At 52.5% G+C, this 25,156-nt stretch carries 10 protein-coding genes; 8 read left to right on the plus strand and 2 right to left on the minus strand.

The genetic code is table 11. From position 1 onward, the window contains the following. Position 1 precedes the first annotated feature (1 nt). The 8 genes from ACXAH1_RS16635 (at position 2) to ACXAH1_RS16670 (ending at position 20,690) form a co-directional block, all read left to right on the plus strand. Positions 2-766, plus strand: coding sequence for an ABC transporter ATP-binding protein (locus tag ACXAH1_RS16635; RefSeq protein WP_054013675.1), 765 nt, complete (start codon positions 2-4; stop codon positions 764-766). Next, entirely contained in the window at positions 763-1,869 is a 1,107-nt protein-coding gene (locus ACXAH1_RS16640; protein ID WP_475198195.1) for an ABC transporter permease, read from the plus strand. The genes ACXAH1_RS16635 and ACXAH1_RS16640 overlap by 4 nt, the downstream gene beginning before the upstream one ends. Then, the gene (fabZ, locus tag ACXAH1_RS16645; RefSeq protein ID WP_475198196.1) at positions 1,866-2,312 is read left to right on the plus strand and encodes a 3-hydroxyacyl-ACP dehydratase FabZ; all 447 of its coding nucleotides are present in this window, start codon (positions 1,866-1,868) and stop codon (positions 2,310-2,312) included. Before ACXAH1_RS16640 ends, fabZ begins: the two co-directional genes overlap by 4 nt. A 1-nt stretch (position 2,313) precedes the next feature. Beyond that, the gene (locus ACXAH1_RS16650) at positions 2,314-3,042 is read left to right on the plus strand and encodes an SDR family NAD(P)-dependent oxidoreductase (protein ID WP_475198199.1); all 729 of its coding nucleotides are present in this window, start codon (positions 2,314-2,316) and stop codon (positions 3,040-3,042) included. Continuing rightward, complete coding sequence (locus ACXAH1_RS16655) at positions 3,039-3,755, plus strand: hypothetical protein (RefSeq protein ID WP_475198202.1); 717 nt, start codon at positions 3,039-3,041, stop codon at positions 3,753-3,755. Before ACXAH1_RS16650 ends, ACXAH1_RS16655 begins: the two co-directional genes overlap by 4 nt. After that, positions 3,752-4,519, plus strand: a complete 768-nt coding sequence (locus ACXAH1_RS16660; protein WP_475198205.1) for a thioesterase II family protein — start codon at positions 3,752-3,754, stop codon at positions 4,517-4,519. Before ACXAH1_RS16655 ends, ACXAH1_RS16660 begins: the two co-directional genes overlap by 4 nt. Beyond that, positions 4,509-5,282, plus strand: a complete 774-nt coding sequence (locus ACXAH1_RS16665; RefSeq protein WP_475198207.1) for an SDR family NAD(P)-dependent oxidoreductase — start codon at positions 4,509-4,511, stop codon at positions 5,280-5,282. Before ACXAH1_RS16660 ends, ACXAH1_RS16665 begins: the two co-directional genes overlap by 11 nt. 93 nt (positions 5,283-5,375) lie before the next feature. After that, on the plus strand, positions 5,376-20,690 hold the full coding sequence (locus tag ACXAH1_RS16670) for an amino acid adenylation domain-containing protein (protein ID WP_475198208.1): 15,315 nt from the start codon (positions 5,376-5,378) through the stop codon (positions 20,688-20,690). A gap of 216 nt (positions 20,691-20,906) precedes the next feature. Here the strand turns inward: ACXAH1_RS16670 and ACXAH1_RS16675 are convergent, their stop codons facing one another. Together ACXAH1_RS16675 and ACXAH1_RS16680 are read right to left on the minus strand one after the other, a co-directional pair. Next, positions 20,907-22,484, minus strand: coding sequence for a pentapeptide repeat-containing protein (locus ACXAH1_RS16675; protein ID WP_475198211.1), 1,578 nt, complete (start codon positions 22,482-22,484; stop codon positions 20,907-20,909). 412 nt (positions 22,485-22,896) lie between these two features. Continuing rightward, positions 22,897-24,969: a M13 family metallopeptidase gene (locus ACXAH1_RS16680; RefSeq protein WP_475198212.1), complete on the minus strand. Its 2,073-nt coding sequence runs from the start codon at positions 24,967-24,969 to the stop codon at positions 22,897-22,899. Between the last annotated feature and the right edge of the window lie 187 nt (positions 24,970-25,156).

Raw genomic sequence — 25,156 nt, forward strand, 5'->3', positions numbered from 1 at the left:
GATGGAACAGGTTATTGCCGTCAAAGATCTGAAAAAGGTCTATGACAGAACACAAAAAACGGCCGTTGCGGGCGTGTCCTTTGAGGTGGAACGCGGCCAATGTTTTGGTTTTATCGGGCCTAACGGGGCAGGCAAATCCACCACACTGGAAATGTTACAGGGCCTGAAAAAGCCCTCAGCCGGGAGCATAGAATTATTTGGCATGCCGTGGCAGGGTAACGAGAAAAAACTTCGCCGTCGCATTGCCGGTGTGCTGCAGGAAAATGAGATGTATGCGCGCCTTAAGGTAGTGGAAGCGGTTAGATTGTTCGCCAGCTTTTACCCGGACTATCAGGCCATCGACGAGGTGCTGGAGCAGTTTAATCTTACGCCACAGCGCAATAACTGGCTGTGCGAGCTTAGTGGTGGACAACGTCAGCGGGTCTTTTTGGCGATGGCAGTGGTCGGCAAACCCGAGATCATCTTTCTTGATGAGCCCACCACCGGACTGGATCCCACCAGCCGCCAGGAATTCTGGGAGATCCTCAACAAACTCAAAGCCGATGGTGTCACCCTGATACTGACTTCTCATTATATGGATGAAGTGGAGTTTTTGTGCGATACCCTGGCGATCATCGACAAGGGCACCATTATCGAGTCGGGTTCACCTCAGGACATTATCCATCGCACTTTTGCCGAGCCGGTCATCAAAGAGCCACGCAAGGCGACCCTGAACGACGTGTTTTTAAAATTAACCGGATTTGACCTTTCGGGAGGCATGGCATGAGCCACACAATCAGCCCTAAGCTTTACCCATTCTGGCAATTAATGCTCCTCAATGTCAGACCCTTTTTTCGCGAGCCGGCGGCTATGCTATGGACCTTTGCATTGCCGGTGTTGATTGCACTGTTAATGGTCAAAGCCTTTTCCGGCAGCGCCCAGTTGCAGGAAATCAATGTTGCAGTGACCTACAATGAGGCACCAGACAAGCGCTGGCGCGAGTTGATGCGAGACGACCTGCAGGTCAACCTGATCACGCTTAGTCAGGAGCAAACCGAACAGCTTCTGGCCTCTTTGGCCGATGCGCAACAGGAGATCCAACCTTCAGGCCCATTGCAAAACCTGCTGGCCCAGTATGACTCCCTGTTGATTTTAAATCAGGGGCAAATCTATACCACAGGGGACTCTGATCAATTTAACGATAAGGCAATCAACTACCTGATGCAGCTGAAAAGCGGCTTAACGGGCAATCCCCTGAGTAGCCAGCAGCTCAGCATCGTCGGCTATCGCTATGTCGACTGGTTGATCCCCGGGATAATCGTGCTACAGATCCTTGGTCTGGCGCTGTTCTCCATCTCCAATGGCCTGGTCTCAGATCGCCAGCAGGGCTTTTTTAAACGTCTCAAGTTATCACCCTTTAAGAAATCGGATTACATTATGGGCGTGGTGCTGGCTCGACTGTTTTTACTGAGCTTCCAGCTGTTATTGTTGCTGGCCATTTTCTACTTTATGTTCGACTTTAAACCGCCCGGCAACTGGGCCAATATCGCCGTCGTGCTGTTTTGTGGATCTGCCTGTCTGTGCCTGTTAGGCGTCTTGATCGGCGCTCGCAGCACCCGGGTCGAAGTTTCTACCGGTATCGCCAATATGCTGTATTTTCCGCTGATGTTCTTGTCCGGCATTTATTTCCAAACCAGTTATTTCCCGGACGTTTTTGAAGCCTTTGTGCAGTGGCTACCGTCCACCGCTTTTCTGGATGCCTTCCGTCTGGTAGCCAACGAAGCCGCCGGATTACAGCAGGTTGCACCACAACTTACGATACTGGCAGGCACCTCAGTGGTGTTGTTTATCGCTATTTATCTGAGCTTTGACTGGGGAGACAACGGATGAGCAATACTGAGCCGACAGGCAACCTAAACACTTTGAGTGAACGCTTGCCCCACAGGGCACCGTTTAAATTTGCCGACCGCATAGTGCGTCTTGAGGCGGGCGAATACATCGAAGGGCACAAGTTTATTAGCCACAATGAACCAAGCTTGCAGGGCCACTTTCCCGACCAGCCCATCTTTCCCGGTGTGCTGATCATCGAGACAATGGCACAGATCAGTGGCCTGTGTTTTAGCGAGTACAGCGCGGGCATGTTGTCGAGCATCGACAAAGCCAAGTTTCTGCGTCCCGTCGTGCCTGGCGATATTCTGGTGATTAAGTCGCAATTATTGACTCGCCTGGAGGACATGGCGCTCTTTCAGGCCATCGCTTATGTCGGCGACGAGGAAGTCGCCCGGGCCAAGGTATCTATCCATTTCAGTCAGCCTGTGTCGTCGGAGGCCTGATATGGACCTGCAATTGCAAGATAAGGTGGTCCTGATAACAGGCACGTCCCGCGGGATCGGGCTGGCACTGGCGCAGGCTTTTCTGGCGCAGGGTGCCAGGGTCTTCGGGCTGTGCCGCAGTAAAGATGTGGCTGAAGAATTGGCGCAGCCAAACTATGTCCAATTCAGCGGTTCAGTGGACGACCCTGAATTCGTCGAGGAAACAGTAGCCAGGATTATTGCCCAGCATCAGCGTATTGATGTACTGGTCAATAATGCCGGTATCACCCGGGATAACTTGTTACAGACCATGAGCCGGGACGACTTTAATGCCGTAATGCAGGTGAATTTTGTCGGCGCATTTTCTCTGTGCCAGGCCGTGTTGCCTCATATGCAGCGCGCAGGTCAGGGACGGATCGTTAATCTGGTATCGCTCAGCGGCGTGTCAGGACGTGAAGGCCAGGCAAACTACGCGGCCTCCAAGGGGGCCGTGATTGGCATGACCCGCATGTTGGCGCGACGTTATGGAGAATCGGGCATTTATTGCAATGCGCTGGCGCCTGCATTGATAGCCACTGAAATGGCCGATGTCATGCCACAAAACAAAGCCAGGCCTGTACTTGCGCATACCTCGCTCGGGCGGGTCGGACACGTATCAGAAGTAGCAGATTGGGTGTTGTTTCTTGCCACACCGCGAGCTGGATATTGCAACGGCCAGGTGATCAAACTGGACGGAGGGTTTTTACTATGAGCAGAGTCATCTACGCGTTTGCCCACAGTGACTGGGACCGGGCACTGCTCGACTATTTGCAAGCTCAGGGCGAGTCACCACTATTGCTCGCGCCAACAGCTGAGATAGTCGCGCACTTTCCGGCTTTAGCAACCCTGCCAATAGACGCGCTGGCACAAGCCGATGAACCAGACGCGGTGCTGTTTCAACAACTCAGCGCACAAAGCAAAGACACTGACACCGGTCTGGTTGTGCTGCATGCCATCGGCGGCGTTGCAGATAGCGCTGCAGCGTCCGATCCAACGGTCAGTCAGGCGCACATCGAAGCGGCGTTTCTCACCGCCAAATATTGTTGTGGTGTATTGCGAGAATTTGAAGGCAGTCTGTGTTACCCGTTACTGTCGGGCGCCTATGCTTATGTTCAGGAACAAGGTTGCCTGCACGGCCACGACAGCATCACCTGCTATGGCATAGATGCATTACAAAAAAGCCTGGCCAAAGAATGGTGTGGCTACCCTGTGCGGGTAAATAGCCTGGCATTGCCGCTGTGCGCCAGTGATGACACCGAACGCAAGGCACTAAAGCGAGCCATGCGCAATTCGGTATACGGTGCTAAGCCTGCGGTCATGCTGCGCGAGCAAGTGCTGGCCGAGATCTGGCGTCAGGCCAGTGATCCGGGCTGGCAAAACGGCCAGACCCTGGCGTTGCGTCCGGCAATGGATATTAAGCTATGAGCGATGTTGTAAAACCGTTCACCTTGTTTTGCTTTCACCATGCCGGCGGGTCGGGACGCTATTTTCGTGCCTGGTCGCAGTTACTGCCCGCTCACTGGCAGGTAATTTGTCCTGACTTGCCCGGTCGTGGCGACAAACTGGCGATGGCAGGCTGTCGTGACTGGTCAGAACTGACAGCGCAGTTGCTTAGAGAGATAGGCCAATGCCAGACTCCGTTTGCTTTTTTCGGACACAGTCTGGGGGCCAGAGTCGCTTTTGAGCTGGCTCTGGCACTTCAAAAGTCGGGCCAACCTTTGCCACTGTGGCTGGGCGTGTCCGCCTGCCGGGCACCCTCACTGCCCAGCCGAACCCAGGTCCACACACTGGCGGATGAGCCGCTGGCCGAGCAGCTGCAGCGTTTGCAACAGTTCCCAGCCCAGAGACTCTCCCACCCTGAAGTCCGGCAACGTCTGCTGGCGCAGGTACGCGACGACTTTTATCTCGCTGAATGTGCACCACTGCGCAAGCCCAGTCCGCTCGCTTGTGCCCTCAGTGTCTTCAGCGCCACTGATGATGAAATCGTGAACACGACAGAGCTGCCCCCCTGGCAGGACTTTTCTCACTTTTCCCTGTGCAGCCACCAATATGCGGGGCAGCACTTTTACCTTGAAGAGCACAGCGCCGAGGTATGTGCGCAAATCGACCACGATATTTCCGCGGTCATTGCACAAACGGGCCAGCGCCTTAATCAAGACACTTTGCAAGGAGTTAATCATGGAGTTTAAGCAAGGTAACGACAATCAGGCAGTCAACTCTGCCCGGGTTGTTGTCTGTGGTGCCAGCTCAGAGCTGGGCCAGGATATTTGTCAGCGGTTGAGCAACAACGGCTACAGCCTGCTGTTATTGGGGCGCAATCTGGCACTACTGGAACAGATCCGCGGCACCTTACCCGGGGAACACCAGGTTGCGCAGGTCGATCTTAACGAACCAGATAGCCTGACCGAGCACATCATTGCCAACGCCACAGCCCATGGCCCTTTTCAGGGCGCGGTGCAATGCGCCGGCGTGCATCAGATGACGCCGTTGCGTTCCACCTGCTACGCCGACTTTGAGCGCATGTTTCGCATCAATACCGGCGGTGCCCTGGCATTACTACGGGCTTTTACCCGTAAAAAAGTACGCGCAGCCGGTGCCCCGACCTCTGTGGTGTTGCTGTCTTCGGTGAGCCAGTCTCAGGCAGAGCCAGCCGTGTCTGGCTATGCCGCGAGTAAAGCTGCGATGGCTGCGCTATGTCGTAGTGCCGCACTGGAACTGGCAAAAGATCAAGTGCTGGTCAATTGTATCGCCGCCGGGATGATCAAAACCCCGCTCAATAACGGTTATGCCGAAGTCGCCGCAGAGGCCATCAGTGCAATCGAGAGCAAACACCCGCTCGGCTTTGGCCAACCCGGGGATATCAGCGATGCAGTGCTGTACTTATTACAGCAAAACCGCTGGAGCACAGGCAGTACCTTATATGTAGACGGCGGCTTCAGCTGTCGTGCCTGAGCTGTGTTACCCAAGCTTTATCCGGCCCCCGGGATTGTCCCGGGCGCGCCTTTGCAGTGTTTAAAATAACGAATAAAATAACAGGAAGTCCCAGTGAATACGCGTAATCAACAAACCAACCTGGTTATCGAGCTCTCACCTAGACAAGTTCATTTACTCCAAGATCAACAGCTGCATCCGCTAAGCCCAGTGTATAACGTATACACGGGCTTTTTGGTTAAGGGCCTGACGAGTCAACAATTGCAGGAGGCCGGACGCCAGCTGTTATTGCGCCATCCGATTCTCAATTGTCGCTGGCAAGCAGGCAGCGACAACCTGGTTACCTGCACAGACGCTCATGAACCTGGTGAACTATTCACCTACGATCCCGAGTTAAGCGAAGACCTGCGAGGCTGGTGCCGGGCGCAGGTGGCTAGCGCCATCAGCCTGGAGGGCAAACTGTACGACTGTCGGATCAAGGCTTGTGAAGCGGGATATCTGGTGCTGTTTAAGCTTCATCATGTGATCTGTGATCAATGGTCTTTGCAGGTATTGGTGAATGACTTCCTCGCGTCTTTAGAATCCATGCTGGAACACAAAGATGCGACCTCAGAGCCGCTTGATTATACCTCGGTCAGTGAACAAAGCACCGATGATGAGCCCCTGTACCAGCCTGATCACGCCCTGGACTTTAGCGATACCGGACTGCAACAGACACAAAATAAGTTCAGCGGATTAGGTGAGTTCGACACCCTCAACGATGAGTACACGCGACTGGCAGAGTTGGCCAGCGAATATGGGGTAAGCCGATTCTCCGTGCTACTGGCATGCTGGTTTCTGGCCTTATATCGCCACAGCGGTCAGACAGATCTGACTATCAGTATTCCGGTAGCCAGGCGCAGCCGTAAAAACCGCTACCATCTGGGCCATTTTGTCGACCTGCAACCTGTCAGTATCACCGCCATCGACAGCCTCAGTATTCAGGAGTTGCTGAGAAAGCTGGAGCAACAGACCATGACCGCATTGCGCTCACCGGCGGCCGATCCGCAAGGGCACAAACATAATGTGATCTGTAACTACCTGCCACAGCTCAAGATCCGTGGCTTCCGCCCGGGTCTCATGGGATTGCTATCGGGCGTACAATCCACCCCGTTAAGCCTCGCAAACGGCCAGGCGCAATGTCACGGGCTGTGTTTGAGTGACGCGCAAGACAGTGCGATTGCTCAGGTTGATTTGGAACTGACTTTGTTTGAAGTGAATGATGCACTGCACACTAAGCTGATTGGCCGGGCGAATTACTTCGATCAGCAGGAGCTGGCCCATCTGGCCGAATTGTTTAGCTGCGCCCTGACAACACTGACCCCAACCCAGCCGCAAACCATTGCGAACCTTCTAACATCTGACAGGGGATTTGTCTCTTTACCCGAACAGCCACACACGCATATTTTGCAACACCTCCACCAGCTGACACAGCAGCAAGGGACGTTGTGCGCAGCTGAAGATGAGCACACTGCACTGAGCTACGCTGAACTGATGCAGGCACTGGAACGGCGCGCCGCCCAACTCAGCGAACAAGGGGTTTGCAAGGGCATGCGGGTTGCCGTCTGTCTCGATAAATCTCTCGACAGCCTGGTCACGATTTTAGCCCTGTGGCGCCTGGAGGCCGTGTCTTTACATTGCGACATCGCCTGGCCGAAAGAACGACTGCTGGCATGCCTGGATCAGCCTGGGTTGACCTTGTTGCTACTCAGTCAGGAAACCAATGTAGATGTACCTTGTCGCACTTTGCTGCCCGCACAACTGAGCGCACCGCAACAAGCGCTGACCACATCAATAGAGGAACTCGATGCCACAGCTGCTGCCTATGTGATCTTCACTTCGGGCACCTCAGGTAAACCCAAAGGCGTACTGGTCAGCCATGCAGGACTGATGCCGCTGGCCCGCGCCCAGCAAACGTTATTCAACGTCTCCCCTGACGACAGGGTGTTACAGTTTGCTTCTTTGTCCTTTGATGCCGCTATTTCGGAAATCGTGGTAACGCTTGCTGCCGGTGCGACCCTGGTCATGGCTAAACAAGCCGACACCTTCTCTCATCAGACGCTGTTAGGACTACTCAACGATCTGGCTATCACTTCAGTGACTTTGCCGCCGAGCCTGATCCAGCTGTTACAGCCCTGCCAGGTTCCACAACTGAAAACCTTGGTCAGTGCAGGTGAAGCCTGTCCGAAAAAACTGCTCCAACTGTGGCCTCAGCATCTGAGATTTGTTAACGCCTACGGCCCGACTGAATGTACCGTATGCGTGTCGGCCAAAGTCATCACCTCGGCGCAGCTGGCAAAGCCCGAAGCGTTACACAGCAATAATATTGGTAAGCCCATCGCGGGGATGCAGGTGCAGATCCTCACGCCTTTGGGCAGACAAGTACCCGACATGTGCTGGGGCGAGCTGTGTGTCAGCGCAGCGGGCCTGGCACTGGGGTATATTGGCCAGCCCGAAGCCACAGCCAACGCTTTTATGGAACATCCGGATGAGCCCACCCTGCGCTACTACAGAACGGGTGACAAAGCTCGCTTGCTGCCCAACGGTGAGCTGGAAATTGCCGGTCGTATTGATCAGCAGGTTAAAGTACGCGGTTTTCGCATTGAGCCCGAGGAAATCGCCCAGCATCTCACGCTCCATCCTCAGGTCAGGCAGTCGTGTATTCTGGCGCTGCAACAGTCCGGGAAAACTTACCTGCATGCCTGTTATGTGGCCGAGCCCGATTGCGAAATAAGCGCACAAACACTGCAATCTTATCTGGCTGAGCGACTCCCCTATTACATGGTGCCAACCCGCTGGAGCGAGCGAGAAGTATTACCACTCAATGTCAGCGGCAAAATTGATAAGCAACGCCTGAGCGAATCCGTACAGGCTGAGGTGTCTCAGCCAATGATTACCGACAGAGCAGGAAGCGAGCAAGAGCACACCATACAGGCAATCTGGCAGGCGCTGCTGGGTCACCCCGTCGCACTTGATGCCAATCTGTTTGAACTCGGAGTTGACTCGCTGCAACTAAGCCAGGCGCATCGTCAGGCTTGTCAGGCACTCAATAGTGTGGCCGGCATTAAAGACTTTTATCAGGCCACCAGCATAGCTCAGCAAACCACGCTGCTACTGGCGCAACCCGGCCAGGGGGAAACCAGCAGCTGGTCCGCGCCCACCACTGACACTCAGCGCTTTGCCCGGCCGTCACTCAGTGCCGAGCGCTTATGGTTTGTCGAGCAACACGAGGGCGCACACGCCCGCTATAATATTCCAATTGCATTGCGCATTCAGGGCGCACTGGACAGCGAGAAACTCACCGCCTGTCTGAACCAGGTTGCGGCTCGTCATGAGATCTTGCATACCGCTTTTCGTATAGAAGAAGGTGAGCTAACCACCCATCTGGTTACTCCACCAAAACTGCAAGTCGAGCATTTGTGCGTAACTGAGTACGATGATGAAACCCAAAGACTGAAAGCTGCTGCTGATGTGTATCAGTCGCAATTACTGACGACCTGCTTCGATCTGTCTCAGCCACCACTATTACGCTGTGCGCTTATTGAGTTGGGCAACGAGGATCATGTGCTGGCGCTGGTGTTTCACCATATCGTTGCAGATGCCAGCTCTGGCGCCTTATTTTTACGCGAACTCACCGAGCTGTGGCAGCAACCCGATCTGCAAACAACCCACTGGCCGCAGGCAGGTCGTTACAGCGACTATGCCAGAATGCAGCACGCATGGCTGCAAAGTCCGGCCTGTGCAAGACAGCAAACCTTCTGGCACGACTACTTAAATGAAGCACAAGCACTGGCATTCCCTGTCGCTGGGGTGGTGGATGCAGGTGATAGGGCTGGCACAGTGCGCCGCGAAATCCCGACCTCGCTGAGCACAGCCATGAAACAACTGGCAGTGCGCTTACAAGTGTCTGAAAACATGCTGTATCTGGCCAGTTTTCAGGTTCTTTTATGGCATTACAGCCGCCAGTCACGGTTTGTCATTGGCCTGCCTGCGTCGGAGCGCAAAGAAGCACAACAATATACGCTTGGTTTTTTCATTAATACCTTGCCGCTGCTGGCCGAAGTTGACCCGCAGCAAAGCTTCACTGCGCTGGCCGGGCAGGTAAAAGAGCACTGTCTGAGTGTACTGGAGCACGCCGAACTGCCCTATCATCATATCCTGCAAAGCAGCGAAGGCGCAGCGACCGGCGCTAAACGCGACCTGGTGCAGGTATTGTTTTCCTGGGTGCAGGCTCAGCCTGACATTCAGTTGCCCGGACTCGATATGGCACCGTTTGCCGTGGATGCACAGCAAGCAAAATTCCCGCTGACTATGAATGTACTGGCCAGCAATGACCGGATTGAACTGTGCTTTGAGTACGCACTTAAAGCGATGGACTCAGTCTATGCCGACGACTTTATCGATAACTGGCTCACTCTGTGCGAAGATCTGGTGAAGGACAGCAGCAAGCGCGTAGGCAAACTAAACTGCGTATCTGAGCAAAAGCGCACCGAGATCCTGTGCGAGCGCAATAACACTGAAGTGGCGCTGCCAAAGACCAGGAATATTTATAGTTACTTTCGTGAGCAGGTGCAGCTTCACGGTGAGCGCACCGCCCTAAGCTGCGACAAGCAAAGCCTGGATTATGACTCACTACAGCAGCAAGCAGAGCAGGTAGCACAGCAGTTGCACCAGCAAGGCATAGTCGCAGGCGATAAAGTCGCGCTGTGTTATCAGCAGGGCAGCGAGGGACTTATCGCTATTTTGGCCACAGTACGCTTAGGTGCGGTGTATGTACCCGTTTCTGTGGATTATCCTCTGTCACGTATCAAACACCTGTTAAAAGCCAGTGACGCAAAAGTGTTACTGAGTGATGTAAAGGAGGTACTGGATGCTGAACTTGCCTGTCCGTGTCTGAATTTGAATGAGACCCCAGCACCTGAAGACGTTACTTTGCCAGAGTGTGAGCGCACCTTAGCGGATCCGCTGTGTATTTTGTTTACCTCAGGGTCAACCGGTTTGCCAAAGGCAGTGCCTGTCTCTCATGGCGCCATACTGCGTACGGTTTGTAACAATAGCTATACCGAACTGAGCTGTCAGTCGGTGATCTCACAAATAGCGAATATCTCCTTTGATGCCGCCCTGTTTGAACTCTGGGGTGCCTGGCTACACGGTGGTGAACTGACCGTGGTGCCACGCGAAGCGGCAATGGCGCCGGATGCGCTGCGCCAGTACATCAGTGCACGCGGGATCAGCCATATGTTCCTGACGACGGCCTTGTTCCATGAGTTGGCACGTCAATGCCCAGAGGTATTTGAGGGTCTGCAAACCCTGTTAACCGGAGGCCAGGCTGGTGACCTCAAACTGATGCACGCGGTGCTGGATGCCTGTCATCAACCACTACAGATTGTGAATGGCTACGGACCCACGGAATCAACCTTCTATGTCAGCAGCTATTGCCCGGCCAATCATGGCGACTTTACGGCAACCCGTTATCACACCGCCCATGCCCCCCTGGGTAAGGCGCTGAATAATACGCGTTTGTACGTACTGGATGAGCAATTACAGGTCGTGGCTGACGGCAGCTGGGGCCAGCTGTATATTGCCGGTATGGGACTAACCTCAGGGTATCTAGACAGTGCGCAACTCAATGCCGAGAAGTTTACTGAACTGACGCTGCCAGTGGTCGGCACTGAACGTCTGTACGCCAGTGGCGACCGGGTGCGTTATCTGCCAGACGGTAATCTGGAATTTGGCGGCAGGCTGGACAATCAGCTCAAAATCCGTGGATTCCGGGTCGAGCCGGCAGAAGTTGAGGCCTGTTTGCGTAATTGCCCGAACGTAGCCAATGCTGCGGTACGCGCGTTTAATGACCGTCAGGGCGAATTGTATCTGGCGGCTTATCTGGTCGCCGAACCCAACACTGACATCAACCTGTCACAGGTCACCGCAGAGCTGGCAGGTGAACTCCCGGCCTATGCGCAGCCCGGGGTATATGAATGCCTTTCAGAGCTGCCGTTGACTGCCAATGGTAAGCTCGACTATCGGGCGCTGACAGAGCCGCAAGTAAAGGCAAGCGGCGATTCTGTTCTGCTTGACGAACGTCCGTTTGATGACTGGGAAAACATCGTGGTCTCTCATTGGCAGCAGCTATTGGGCGTGCCACAGGCCGACCGCAATAGCGACTTCTTTGCACTCGGCGGTCAGTCCATCCTGGCTATGCGTTTATTGCATCAAATTAATCAGGCACTCGAACTTTCGGTCCCGGTTGCAACCTTGTTTGCCAACCCTAAACTGGGTGACTTTTTAACCGCCATTGCCTCAGAGGAAGCACAGCAAAGCAGCCAGGCGCTGTCAGTCCATTTTGATAGCCAAGACTGCTATCCTCTCAGTTATGCGCAGGAAAGATTATGGGTTATCAACCAACTGCAAAGCCAGGATCCGGGCTATAACATCCCCTTTGCTTTAGAAATCCACGGCAGCTTCGATAAAACCGCCTTCAGCGCCGCATTGAGCGATTTGGTCGTGCGTCACTGTAGCCTGCGTACTGTGTTTAAACGTCTGGCAGGTCGGCCAGTGCAGCACGTGTTAAGCCCCTTTACAGTCGCCATTGAAGAGCAGGATTGCCGAACACACAGTGACGATGAGCTCACCCTGACACTGCGTCACCTGGCACGGACACCGTTTGATCTGAGCCAGCTTCCGCTGTTTCGGGTTACCCTGCTAAATTGCGCCGAAGAACGTCAGATACTGTTATTTAACTTTCACCATATTATTGCTGACGGCTGGTCGGTACGGATACTACAACAGGAACTGGCTGAGCTATATGAAAGCCATTGTCGGGCGACCCAGGTAACGTTAGCCACTTTACCTTTGCAGGTGAAAGATCTTGCCTACTGGGAGCGCCATGACAGCAACCAAAGCGCGGTGAATGACGCCGTTTCATACTGGCAAACTTTAATCGGCAGCGAGCCAAAGCACTCTGTATTACCCTACGACTATGAAGAGAGCGGCGAGAATCTCAATCAGGGAGAAATCTTCCGACTGAGCTTAGATAGCAAGCTCAGTGAGGCAATCAACACCTGCTGTAAACAATACAGCACCACGCCTTATCAGTTCGGCCTGGCTGCTATGGCCTTGTTACTGGGGCGCTACAACAACAGTGACAAAGTCATTATTGGTACACCGTTCGCAAACCGTCAGGTACCACAAAGCCAGTCGCAGATAGGTTTTTTTGTCAACATGTTGCCCTTCGTAATCGACCTGGATGAGGCAGACAACACCGCGCAACTGCTGGCACAGATCAGTCAGCGCTTTACATCTGCCATACAATACCAGCACGCCCCCTTTGACCGTATTGTCGATGCACTGGGCGTTGAACGTGTCGAGGGCGAAACCCCCTTAGTACGAGTGGTATTCGACAGCCAGATGCATGGCATTGAAGCCAATACCGAGCAACAGGGCAGCGTGTTCCGAGCATTACCGCTGGACATGCATAGCGCTAAATTTGACGCCACCTTTACCCTGGTTGAAGATGAGCAGGGACTGGGGCTGGCCATTGAATACAACACACAACGCTTTGAACGCGGCACCATAGCGCGCTTTGGCGCCAATCTGCAGAGCGTCATGACTCAGCTGTTGGAGCATAGCGCACTGGCCGAGGTATCTGTGGTGGCGCCTCAGGAGCAGGCGCAGATTGCCCGCTTCAGCGCGGCGCAAACCCGTTACCCGGTGACCGACTTGGCGACGGCTTTTGAACAGACAGCGGCGCGTTTTGGTGACCGCATTGCCGTCAATTATGAGGGCGAAGCATTGAGCTATCGCGAACTCAATCTGCGTGCTGAGCAAGTGTCTGCGTCTTTACTGGCATTGAATATTTCTGCCGGAGACTTTGTTGCCATTAACGTCGAGCGCTCACTGGATTTAATCGCCTCCATCATCGCGGTGCTTAAATTAGGTGCGGCCTATATCCCGCTCGATACCCATGTACCACAAGACAGGATCGCCACCATACTGGAGGACGTCAGTGTTGCCGCCTTTATTGTTGATCAGACACCCAGCGAGATAGTCGCCGCCAGTGGCGCGCCCTGGCTGGCACTGAGTGAGCTGCAAAACGGTGAAGCCGCTGACTATGATCGGGCAGAGATACTGGCGCGGCGTGACTCCGAACTACCCTGTTATGTGATCTTTACTTCTGGCTCAACCGGGCGCCCCAAAGGCGTGATGGTCAATCATAGGAACGTGGTGCGCCTGCTCAAGTCCAATGAACAAAATTATCACTTCAGCGAGCAGGATGTGTTCAGCCTGTTCCACTCCTACGGATTTGATGTATCGGTTTGGGAAATGTGGGGAGCGCTGTTATATGGTGGCCGCATTGCCCTGGTGCCACAATGGGTGTGTCGTGCACCAGAGCAGTTTGACCGCTTTATTCACGATCAGCAGGTCACTATATTAAGCCAGACACCCACGGCGTTTCTGGCGCTGATGCGCGCACATCTGAGTCATAATCAGTTCCGGTATGACGCACTGCGCTATGTGATTTTTGCCGGTGAAAAGCTGGATATCATGCAGCTACAACCGTGGTTTGAGCGTTACCCCGAGCGACAGCACCGCCTGATCAATATGTATGGCATCACAGAAACCACAGTTCATAACACCTATCGGGAGATCACAGCCGCAGACTTAACCTCAGGCGTGGGTAATGTGATCGGTCGTCAATTCGATGACCTGTCTATCTGGGTACTGAACGAACAAGGCGAACCGCAACCGCTGGGGGTATACGGTGAAATGTTTGTTGGTGGTGACGGCGTTACGCTGGGCTATTTACACCGGCCAGAGCTTAACGCGGAGCGTTTTGTGACGAAACAGCTGGATGGGCGCGAACAACGCCTTTACCGCAGTGGCGACGTTGCCAAATGGCACCCCAGTGGCGAGCTGGTCTATCGCGGACGTAAAGACAATCAGGTGAAGATCCGGGGTTTTCGTATCGAGCTGGGTGAGATTGAGGCGGCGTTTTCCGCTTTGCCACAGGTCGAAGCCTGTGAAGCTATGGTGTGGCAACGAGATGCAGGCGACCCCTGCATTGTTGCCTGCCTGAAAATGGCAGCTACCGCCGATGCCAATATCGACGAAGCGGCTTTCAAGGCTAAGGTTCAGGGCCGTTTACCTGCTTATATGATCCCAGCGTATTTGCATGCGGTGAATGACTTTCCGCTCACCAGTAACGGCAAAGCCGACAAAAAAGCCCTGCTACAACAGTTGCAAGACAAACTGGCGCGTCCAGCACCGAATGCCATGACGACACACCATAGCAAAGCAGTACCTGATGCCCTCAGTCCGCTGCGCACTATCTGGGCCAGAGTGCTAAAGCGCAACGACTTCAGTGACACAGACAACTTCTTCACACTCGGTGGTGATTCGATCTCGGCGCTGGAAGTGGTTGCCGCAGCTGCCAAACAGGGCATTAAACTCACTGCCAAACAATTTATGAGCAACCCAACGCTGGCGGCTCTGGCGCCATTAAGCGATCAGCTTGTCACCAGCCACAACCACGCGGTACAAAATTACGGACAGGTGCCGCTGACGCCAATCCAGCAATGGTTTTTTGCCCAGCAATTTACCACCCCGGCAGGCTGGGACCAAAGTGCCATCTTTGCGCTGGATTTGAGTATCGGGCAAAGCGAGTTGAATGCCGCGGTGGCCAGACTGGCTGAGGTTTACGACCTGTTCCATACCCGCTTTAATGAGCAACAGGGTCAGCAAATGCAGTGGCTGTATGACAAGCAGCAAAACCACGCGCCGCTCTATCAGGTAATTGATGCTGAGCTACACTGGCAGGATGAAGAAACCCGGACTCAGGTATTGCATGAATTTGCTAATCAGGTGCACCAAATGGTCAACCCCTGGCAAGGTTGTAACCTGGTCTTTGCCCGCATCTGCGCAACGCACAATGAACAACCGCAACAATACCTGCTGGTGGCGTGCCACCACTTATTAATTGACGGTGTTTCCTGGCGTCTGCTGATGAAAGATCTGGCAGATGCACTGGCAAACCCAGACACCAAACTAACCGCTCCACAATCCGGTTACCGGCAGTGGGCTGAGCACCTGGTTGAGCAGGCTCAAAAACCGGAAGTCGTCAGTGAGATCACCGCCTACTGGTTGTCACCCAAATGGCACATCAGCGGGGTCGATGACGCCTTGCAAAGCAACTATGAAGAGAACCTGTATGGTGATGCCACCACCGTGAAACACACCCTGAGCTGCGCGGCAACTCAGGCATTGCATAATGCATGTCAGCGCATGCGGTGTACACTGGAGGAATACCTGATTGCCCGGCTGTATCAGTCACTGACCGGATTGTTGGACACAGACGCGCTGGTTCTGGACTTAGAAAGCCATGGCCGCCACAGTTATGACGAACAGCTGGATGTTTCGGCCACAGCAGGTTGGTTTACCAGCATTTATCCGGTTCTGCTTCAGGGTAAAGCACAGCAAACGGATCTGGTAGGCTGTATCAAAGAACAGCTACGCGCCGTGCCTGAGCAGGGGTTAAGCTACAATCTGGCGCGCTACTTAAGTTTTGATTCGGCCCTGCGCGAGCAATTAAGTACACTGCCAAAAGCCTGGCTAAGCTTTAATTTCCTCGGTGATTTTAGCGCCGAGGATACGCCAGACGCGCTGCTGAGCGCACCGTTACATCACCTGCCGCTGGGTGACAACGCGGCACCGGAAAATAACCGTCCTTATTTACTGGAAGTGATTTTCTGGCTTGATCAGGGACAGCTACACAGCCGCTTAATCGTTAACCCGGATTTGCTGGCGGGTCCTTTGAATTCACTGGCAAATACTCTGTGGCAGACATTAGAAACACCGCAAAGCAGCGATGACGCGCACCTGTGGCCGAGCGACTTCTCAGCCAACCGACTTAACCAGGAAGCCATGGGTGAACTGACACAGGCCCTGACCGAGCAGCAACTGACACTGAATAACGTCGACGATGTTTATCCGCTGACGCCGGTGCAGCAAGGTATTGCGTTTGATACTCTGGCTGATCCGGGCAAGGGCGTGTACATTTGCCAGCTTTACTGGACCTTTACCGAGACGCTGGATGAGGAAGCCTTTGTTGGTGCGTGGCAAACTCTGATAGACCACAACCCGATTTTGCGTACCAGTTTCCACTTTTTATCTTCAGGCGAGCACGCTCAGGTGGTCCATACGCAAATGGCCCCACCGCTAGAGCACCTCGATCTCACCGGCTCAGTGCAACAGGCTGAACAAATAGATCAGGCACTCACGAACAGCCGCTACCAGGAATTCAACCTGGCACAGCCAGGGCAATTTCGCCTGCAACTTATCCGCCTAAGCGAGCAACGCACCCTGTTTTGCTGGACCTATCACCATATCATCCTCGATGGCTGGTCTCAGGCCAATCTGTTGCAACAGCTGTCTGCGGCATTAAAGCCGGGCACCCAAATGCGCTCCCTGACGCCTTATCGCGAGTATGTTGATTTGGTTGCCGGACGAGATCAACAGGCTCAGCAGCAGTTCTGGCAAGCCTATTTAGCAGCCTTGCCTGAGCAGCGTAAATTATTGCTGGCGCCACCTACACCAGATGAAACGCAGAGTTTCGCTATGCTGAGCGAGACGCTGAGCGATGAGCAGTTTACCAGGCTGCGTGAGCATGCAGAGCAACAAGGCACCACATTAAACAACCTGGTACAGGCTGCCTGGGCACTGACTCTCAGCGCAGTATGTCATAGCAATCAGGTGGTCTTTGGGGTAACGGTTTCTGGCCGCCCCACCGACATGACCGGCGTGTTGGATATGACAGGCCTGTTTATCAATACCCTGCCTATGATAGTGGACTGTCAGCCTAAACAAACGGGTAGCGAACTGGTTCAGCAGATCAGCGACTGTCAAAGCGCCCTGATGAGCTGGCAATTCAGCTCTGCTCAGGAGATCAAGAAATGGGCACAGATTGACGCCGAAGACGACCTGTACGAGAGCATACTGGTGTTTGAAAACTACCCGGTTGACGAAGACATGATGCGCGGTGACGGTCTGGCTATCTGTGATTTACACGCGAGAGAAAATACCGCCTTTGGCCTGACCCTGAGCGTTTGCCCGGGCGACACGTTCAGCCTTAACCTGGGCTATAAAACAGCCAGGTACAACCGTGCAGGGATCCAGACATTGCTCGACAGCCTGTGCGCCAACCTGAACCGACTGGTTGAAGACGCACACCAGCCGCTGCAACTGTCTGAAACGGCATTGGTCTGCGCTGCCCCCATGCACGCTGCACAAAACGCCACCTTGCTGGATGAGTTCAGCCAGCAGGTTGCGCTCAGAGCACAGGCAACGGCCCTGACCGATGGTACACAGAATGTCAGCTTTACTGAACTGGAAGCCAGTGCAAAAGCGCTGGCACACGGCCTGATTGCGCAGGGTTGTTGTCCAGGCGATGCCGTAGTTCTGGCGCTACCTCGTTCGGTGGACTTAATGCGCGCACTGCTGGCCATCTGGTATGCCGGTGGTGTCTATGTGCCTGTAGACCCGAGTTTTCCGGCGGAACGTATCGAGTACATCGCCAATAAGGTCAAGGCTAAAATCCTGATCTGTGAAGAGTCCTTACTGGACAGCTGCCAGGCACTCAGCGTGCCACAGTGCTACATCGACACGCCTGCGGCCCTTGCCAGCACAATTCACCCGGCGTGCGAGTTACCCGGGCCCAGTGCGTTGGCCTATATACTCTTTACTTCGGGGTCAACGGGTCAGCCTAAAGGGGTTGAGATCACCCACAGGGCCCTGGCTGAGCATATTCGCTGGCATGTCAGTGAATTTGACTTGCAGCCTCAGGATAGCTGTTTGTTGATCACACCTGTGGTGTTCGACGCCTCAATCAATGCCTTGTTGCCCTTTATGGCCTGTGGCAGCAGTTTGTATCTGGCCCCGGCCGACGTGCACAATGAACCGGACCGACTCATAGCCCTGCTCAGAGATAACCATATCAGTCAGTTGCACCTGGTCCCCAGTATGCTGGACATTTTGTTGCAACAGCCCGAGTTTGCCACCCTGGATAGCCTGAGATATGTCAAAGCCGGCGGTGAAGCCCTCAAGGCGTCAACCGTCACGGCATTTTATCAGGCTCTGCCCGGCAGCGAGCTAATTAACCTGTATGGCCCGACCGAATGTTGTGTCGACAGTCTGTTCTGGCGTGCGCCGCGAACCTTTGGCCCTGAACAAGCAGTCAAAATAGGCAACCCGGCCGGACCAATCGCCGCCGTGGTGGTCGATCACAACCTCAATCCGGTTCCCGATGGCGTCACTGGCGAACTGCTGCTCAGCGGGCTCAAACTAGCACAGGGCTACTGCAACGACAGCGAGTTAACCCGCCGCGCCTTTGTTACCCTGAACGGCCAGCGCTACTATCGCAGTGGTGATTTGGTCTGGCGGGATCAACAGGGTGAATACCTTTATGCAGGACGCCGCGACCATCAGGTGAAGCTGAACGGGGTGCGTCTGGAGCCTGAAGAGATTGAAAACCAGCTGGCAACACTGGCTGGCGTAAAAGAGCTGTGTGTAGCAGTCAAACCACTGGCCACACAAAACAACAAACCCGTACTGGTCGCCTACTGGGTGGCGCGCGAAGACACAGATGATGATCTGCAAAGCGCACTCAGAGCCCATGCAGAGGCCCATTTACCGCAAACCCACAGACCTGGCGTATATCAGCAGCTCACGGCGCTGCCGCGTCTGCCAAGTCTTAAGGTAGACCGTAAGAAGCTGCCCGAGCTCAACCTGATAAAAACAGGTGAAGCACAGCGCGTCGCACCGCAAAGTGAGGCAGAACACGCACTGGTAGTGGCATTGGCCGAGTTACTGAGCCTGGAAACAACGCAAATTTCGCTTACCGATAACTACTTCTCTTTGGGTGGCGATTCACTGATTGCCATTCAGCTCGGTGCCCGTCTGAAACGCGACGGCTGGCGCCTGCAAGTTAAGGATCTGTTGGCGCAGCAAACCCTGAGCCAGGTGGCAGCCTGCTGCACGGCACTCATCGGCTGTGAACAGGCGCCGGTTGAAGCCCGCCTGTCTGGCCCGCTGGTGCCTATTCAGGCACGTTTCTTCGAGCAAGGATTTGCCGAGCAACACCACTGGAATCAGGCTTTTGCCTTCACTTTGTTACAGCCTCAGTCGCCAGACTTTATTGCTGAGGTAGTTACCCAGCTGGACAAGCACCATGAGATCTTCCGCCTGCGCTTTGATCGTCAGGAAGGACGATGGCAACAAAGGATAGACCAGACAAGCACAGGTCTGGTGCTTGAGTATCATGATTTAAGCCAGCATGACGACAGCCTGATGGCAGAGCAGCTCCAGCTCATTGCCGGAGATGCTCAGGCCAGCCTGGATCTGCAACTGGGGCCGAACAGCAAAGTCTTATTATTCGATTGTGGCCAGCACCGACCTCAAAAGCTGGTGTTTATAATGCACCATCTGGCGATCGATATGATGGGCTGGCGCGCCATTTTTGAGGACCTGTATCAGCTGATTGAAAGTGCCGAGCCACAAGCCGAGACATTGCTGCCCACGACCTTGTCGTACATTGAGTGGGGTCATCACCTGGCAGAACATGCCGGTGTGTACCGAGATGAGCTGAATTACTGGCGCAGCCTGCCCTTCGACAAAGTGCCGGCCCTGCCTCAGGATTTTGCTGTGCAGGACAACACCGAAGCGTGTGCCGAAGTGGTCTCAGTTGCGCTGGATGAAACCCGCACCGACACGTTATTGCGGACCATTCCACAGGCGTTTTCAACCCAGATCAATGCACTGTTACTGACTGCTTTGCATCGGGTAATGGCCCAGTGGCATGGCGCCGATCACCTTGCCGTGAACCTTGAAGGCCACGGACGGGATGAACTGCCCGGCGTGGACAGTGTCGACATCAGCCGCACTCTGGGTTGGTTTACTAAAATCTACCCAGTGGTATTGCAGCTTGACCAGCATGCGGATCTGGTGAGCGCCCTGCAAAGCATTCAGTCGCAGCTGGATGCAGTGCCGAACAAAGGGATGGGCTACGGGGTACTGAAATACGCCAGTGATCAGGCTGAGGAGCTGCAACACTTGCCTAAGCCGCAGATAGAGTTTAACTATCTTGGTCAGTTTGTCAGTCAGGGCAATGCATCGCCCAAGATGGTGATAAGCGATGACGCCATCGGACCGCTACACAGCCCGAAAGCCCATCGCTCTGCCTTGCTGGGGATCGACTGTTTTGTGAATCAGGGACAGATCAGCTTCCACTGGTCTTTCAGCAATGCCATTCACCGTCGGGAGACCATTGAAGGGCTGGCACACGCTTATGTTAAAGTACTGCATGAGCTATGTCAGTTGGCAGAAGCTGAACTGACATAAACCCTGCATCAGCAATACGCGAGATAAAAAACAGGGCGCCCGTGAAGTAGCGCCCTGTTTTTGTTTATGCCGACAGAAACCGAAAATAACTTGACCACCACAAACACAGCTTCTGGCATAATGCGCCTGTATTACATTTATAATCATATTGTTACTTTTACTTAGACATTAAAAAACCCCGCGATTGCGAGGTTTGTTTAGTTCCAGAATGTGTAATCAAATTCTAAACCGGTTTCTCAGGCCAAGGCCTATCAAAAATATAAAGATAAAAGACATAAATGCATGGATATAGCTATAGAGGTCATAGCGCATTGGAGGGCTATCCCCGTATAGTTTCGCAACCGCTCTTTCTCTTGCTCTTTTAGATATAGAAACAAATGGTGTAACTGTAGCGATTGATACAGTTAGAGCTGCCTCAACGTATTCATTGTTTTTCTCTATATGGCTAATATTAAACAAAGTGAACAAAACTATTGAGAATAGCAAGAGCATAAATGGTCGAGATATACTCTGGCCATAGTTACTAGAAAACGAATAAAGCATATCCAGCAAAGACTGTCTAAAGCTGAGCTGACCCCACCTCTTAGCTCTATTTTCATACGCGTTATACAGCAACGCCCTTCTATAGTCCTTGCTTGACTCAGCGAGTTCTTTCAGGCGGCATAAACGTTCGGAGTCATCTGTATCATTAGCTCTTTCAATTCCATAAACCTTAAAACCCTTGATTCTGATAGGCTCACGCCTCAGAGTTACTGACAAATTATTGAAGCCTACATGATGGGTCATCTTTGTTTTTCTTAAGTCAGGAACAGATGGGAATATACCGGATAATGTAAGTCCCTTGAAAAATTCGGCGCCTTCAAAAGATAGTATGTGAGCTGATTCCGGTTGCCTCGGTGATTCAAGATCAAAATCAAACGTCGATTCAAATGTCGCATTTTTAAAACTTGTAAATCCACCTATTTCATGCACTGTAAAAGATGCCACCCCTTTGAATATTGCTTCTTCAAAACTACACCGACCAGCTGATAGCGTCTTCGCTGAAAAAATCAATGCTTTATGAAACACGACCCTGTCAAAAGTTGCAGAAAAGCAAAATTCGTTGCCCGAAAAATCAGTACTATCACAAAACTCCGAATAACTAAAACTTACGTGTCTAGTAAATCTAGCACAGGTAAAGGAAACCCCCTTATTGAAAATCACATAATCAAAATTCACACGTTCATTAAAAGTCAATAATTGCATTCCAACGAATTCGCTGAATTCCACTTTGAGAAAATTCGTACTACTTCTAAATGCTGCTCCAAAGAACTTCGTGAGCCCACGGAATTTAGCGTCAGTGAAACTTGTGAAACTTTCGAAGTTAGCGAACTCAAAGCGCACAATTGACCGAAACTCTGCTTCTATAAAGCTCGTATCACCATAAAACGTCGCCTCTCCAAAATCGGCTTCCTCAGAAAACACCGAATGCGCGAATTCAGCGTGTGCGAGAAACCTTGTCCCTCTAAAGCTTACCCGCCCTGGAAACCTGTACCCTCGAAAGTCTATACAACAATTATCTGCTGCATCTCCAAGTTTCTTTAGTACTAGTTCACAATTCGATGATAGGCGCTCTTTTAGGCTATCAGGGTGAAAATCCATTTTCTCAAAGTTAACCTCGGCCCCAGGGTTTTCTTCTGCCCAGTTATTCCACACATCTTTACCTTTCAACCATAAGAGGATTGCATCATCCCCTTCGAGCTTTGTAACTTCTTCAGATTGGCTTGCTTGTTCTTGTTGTAAATCCTTTTCCATAAGTACACCTCGCAATGTCTATGAAGTACACAATACCTTTATTGATATAGTATGGAATAAAAACTCCTGGCCTGAGAAATCGAATTCTCAATCTGTTTCTTAGACCAAAACCTATCAAAAGTATAAAGATAAATGATACACCTGCGTGAGCGTAGCTTTAGAGACCGTAATCTTCCGGAGGGTTGTCACCATATAGCTTTTTGATACCCGCTTCGCGCTCCGTTTTAGATATTGATATAAAAGGTGTCACGCTTGCAACAGATACTGTTAGCGCAATTTTAAATTCACTTTCGTCTTTATGGGTATTCTACTCAAGAACTGTTGCAGTTTATGGGGGAGTTACAATGTGAAATCAGGCCCCCTGAAACAAAAACCGCAGACAGATTGCCTGCGGTTGCTTTGAAGTGATGTGCTACCAGATCTTAACGCGTTCGCTTTGTGGGCGGTAAAGTTTATCACCTTCTTTCACAGCAAATGCCTCGTAGAAAGGCGTAAAGTTAGATAAAGGACCATTGGCCCGATACTGCGCCGGAGAGTGTACATCCGTGATCAAACGCTGACGCGCCGCCGCTTCACGCTTTTTGGTTCTCCAGCTTTGCGCAAAGCCAATAAAAAAGCGTTGCTCTGGCGTATAGCCGTCAATGATTTCTCTGTCCTTGCCCGATAGTGACAGCAAGTAAGCTTTGTACGCTACAGTCAGGCCACCTAAATCACCAATGTTCTCACCCAATGTCATGCGACCATTTACTGCGGCATCTGCAAACGGTTTATAGCTATCGTACTGTGCAACCAGTGCGTCGGTGCGCTGCTTAAACTGGTTCAGATCGGCATCCTGCCACCAATTACGTATATTACCATCACCATCAAACTGCGCGCCCTGATCATCAAACCCGTGTCCCAGTTCATGCCCTATCACTGCACCTATGGCGCCGTAATTCACAGCATCATCCACGCTCATATCAAAAAACGGCGGCTGCAATATCGCGGCAGGAAATACAATTTCATTCTTCAGCGGGTGATAGTAGGCATTCACTGTTTGCGGTGTCATTTCCCACTTTGTCTGATCAACAGGCTGGCCAACCTGACTCAGATGGAAGTCTGTCTCATGCCCTCTGGCGCGGATCACATTGCCAACCAGATCGTCAGCTTTGATCTCAAAATCGTAGGAACGCCAGTGATCGGGGTAACCTATTTTATAACTGACTTTGGTGAGCTTATCCTGCGCCGCAGCTTTGGTTTCGTCAGTCATCCAGTCCAGGTTATCGATACTCATTCGGTACGCTGCAATCAGGTTCTGTACCAGAGTCTCCATGCGGGCCTTTGCCGCAGGCGAAAAGTGTCTGGCCACATACAGCTTGCCGACTTCTTCGCCCAACATTGCATTGGTCATAACCACACCACGTTGCCACCTTGGCTGCTGCTCAGTCACGCCTCGCAATGCCTCGCTGTAAAAAGCAAACCGGGCATCGGCAAAGGGCGCACTCAGCAACTCTGCAAAACTGTTGACTGTATGAAACTTCAGATAGGTTTGCCAATCCGCCAGGGAGATTTGGTCGAATAATGTGCCCAATTCTTCGAAGTAGCTTGGCTGCATAACAATGATTTTATCTTGCGCCGGCAGGCCCAGCCCGGCAGATACGTTATCCCAGTTAAGTTTACCCAGTTTTACATCAAACTCAGCAGTGCCATGGGGGTTGTAGATCAGGCTGATTTCGCGGCTTTTGGTGCGGCTCCACATGATATCAGCCAGCTTAGTTTCAACCGCAAGCACAGCCCTGGCCTGCGCTTCGGGGTTTGGCTCACCAATCAGACGCAACATGGTCACCACCATGTTCTGATAGTCGGCCCTTAGCTGCACCGATTTATCATCATCTTTACTGTAATAGTCTTTGTCTGGCATACCTATGCCATCTTGCGCCGCATACAAGGCATTGAAACGTGCATCTTTGCCATCGGGTATCACAAATACGCCCAAAGGCGTTGTAATCTGATGCCTTTGCAGTTTACCCATCAGCGTACTCAGTTGATCGTACGTATCAATCGCAGCAATGTCTGCCAGCAGCGGTTGCAACGGTTTGTACCCAAGCTGTTCAAGCGCCTGTTCATTCATAAAGCTGGTGTACAAATCACCGATTTTCTGCTCGCTACTGCCTGCTTTACCCGACTGTTGCTGCGCTTCGTGGATCAGCGTTTTTACCGCCTCATCCGACTCAAACCGCAAACGGTCGAAACTCCCCCAGGATGCCTTATCCGCCGGAATATCTGTACTCGCCAGCCAGCTACCATTTACATACTGGAAAAAGTCATCCTGTGGCCTGACACTCGTATCAAAATGGCTTTGCTCAATACCCGATTTAAGCGCCTGCACCTTCTGCGAGGCTGCTACCTGAGTACCGCGTTCACCTTGTGATGAGCACCCGCTCAGAGCTGCCAATGCAGCTGCCAATGCAGCTGTCATAGCAATCACTAATGCTGTTTTTTTCATGCGTTTCCCTCTTATTATTGTGTGTTAGCGGGCAAAAATATCACCCAGCAGCGCAAAATACACAAGCCAAAGATGTTTCGGCATGTACACATTCACACTCTTCAATATCTTTTTTATTTAATATCAATAACTTGATAAAATCAGACAGAAAAAATGTTACAAAAAAGAAGGTGAAAGCGATCTGGCC

It is taken from the genome of Pseudoalteromonas sp. AWH4_217, assembly GCF_056161105.1.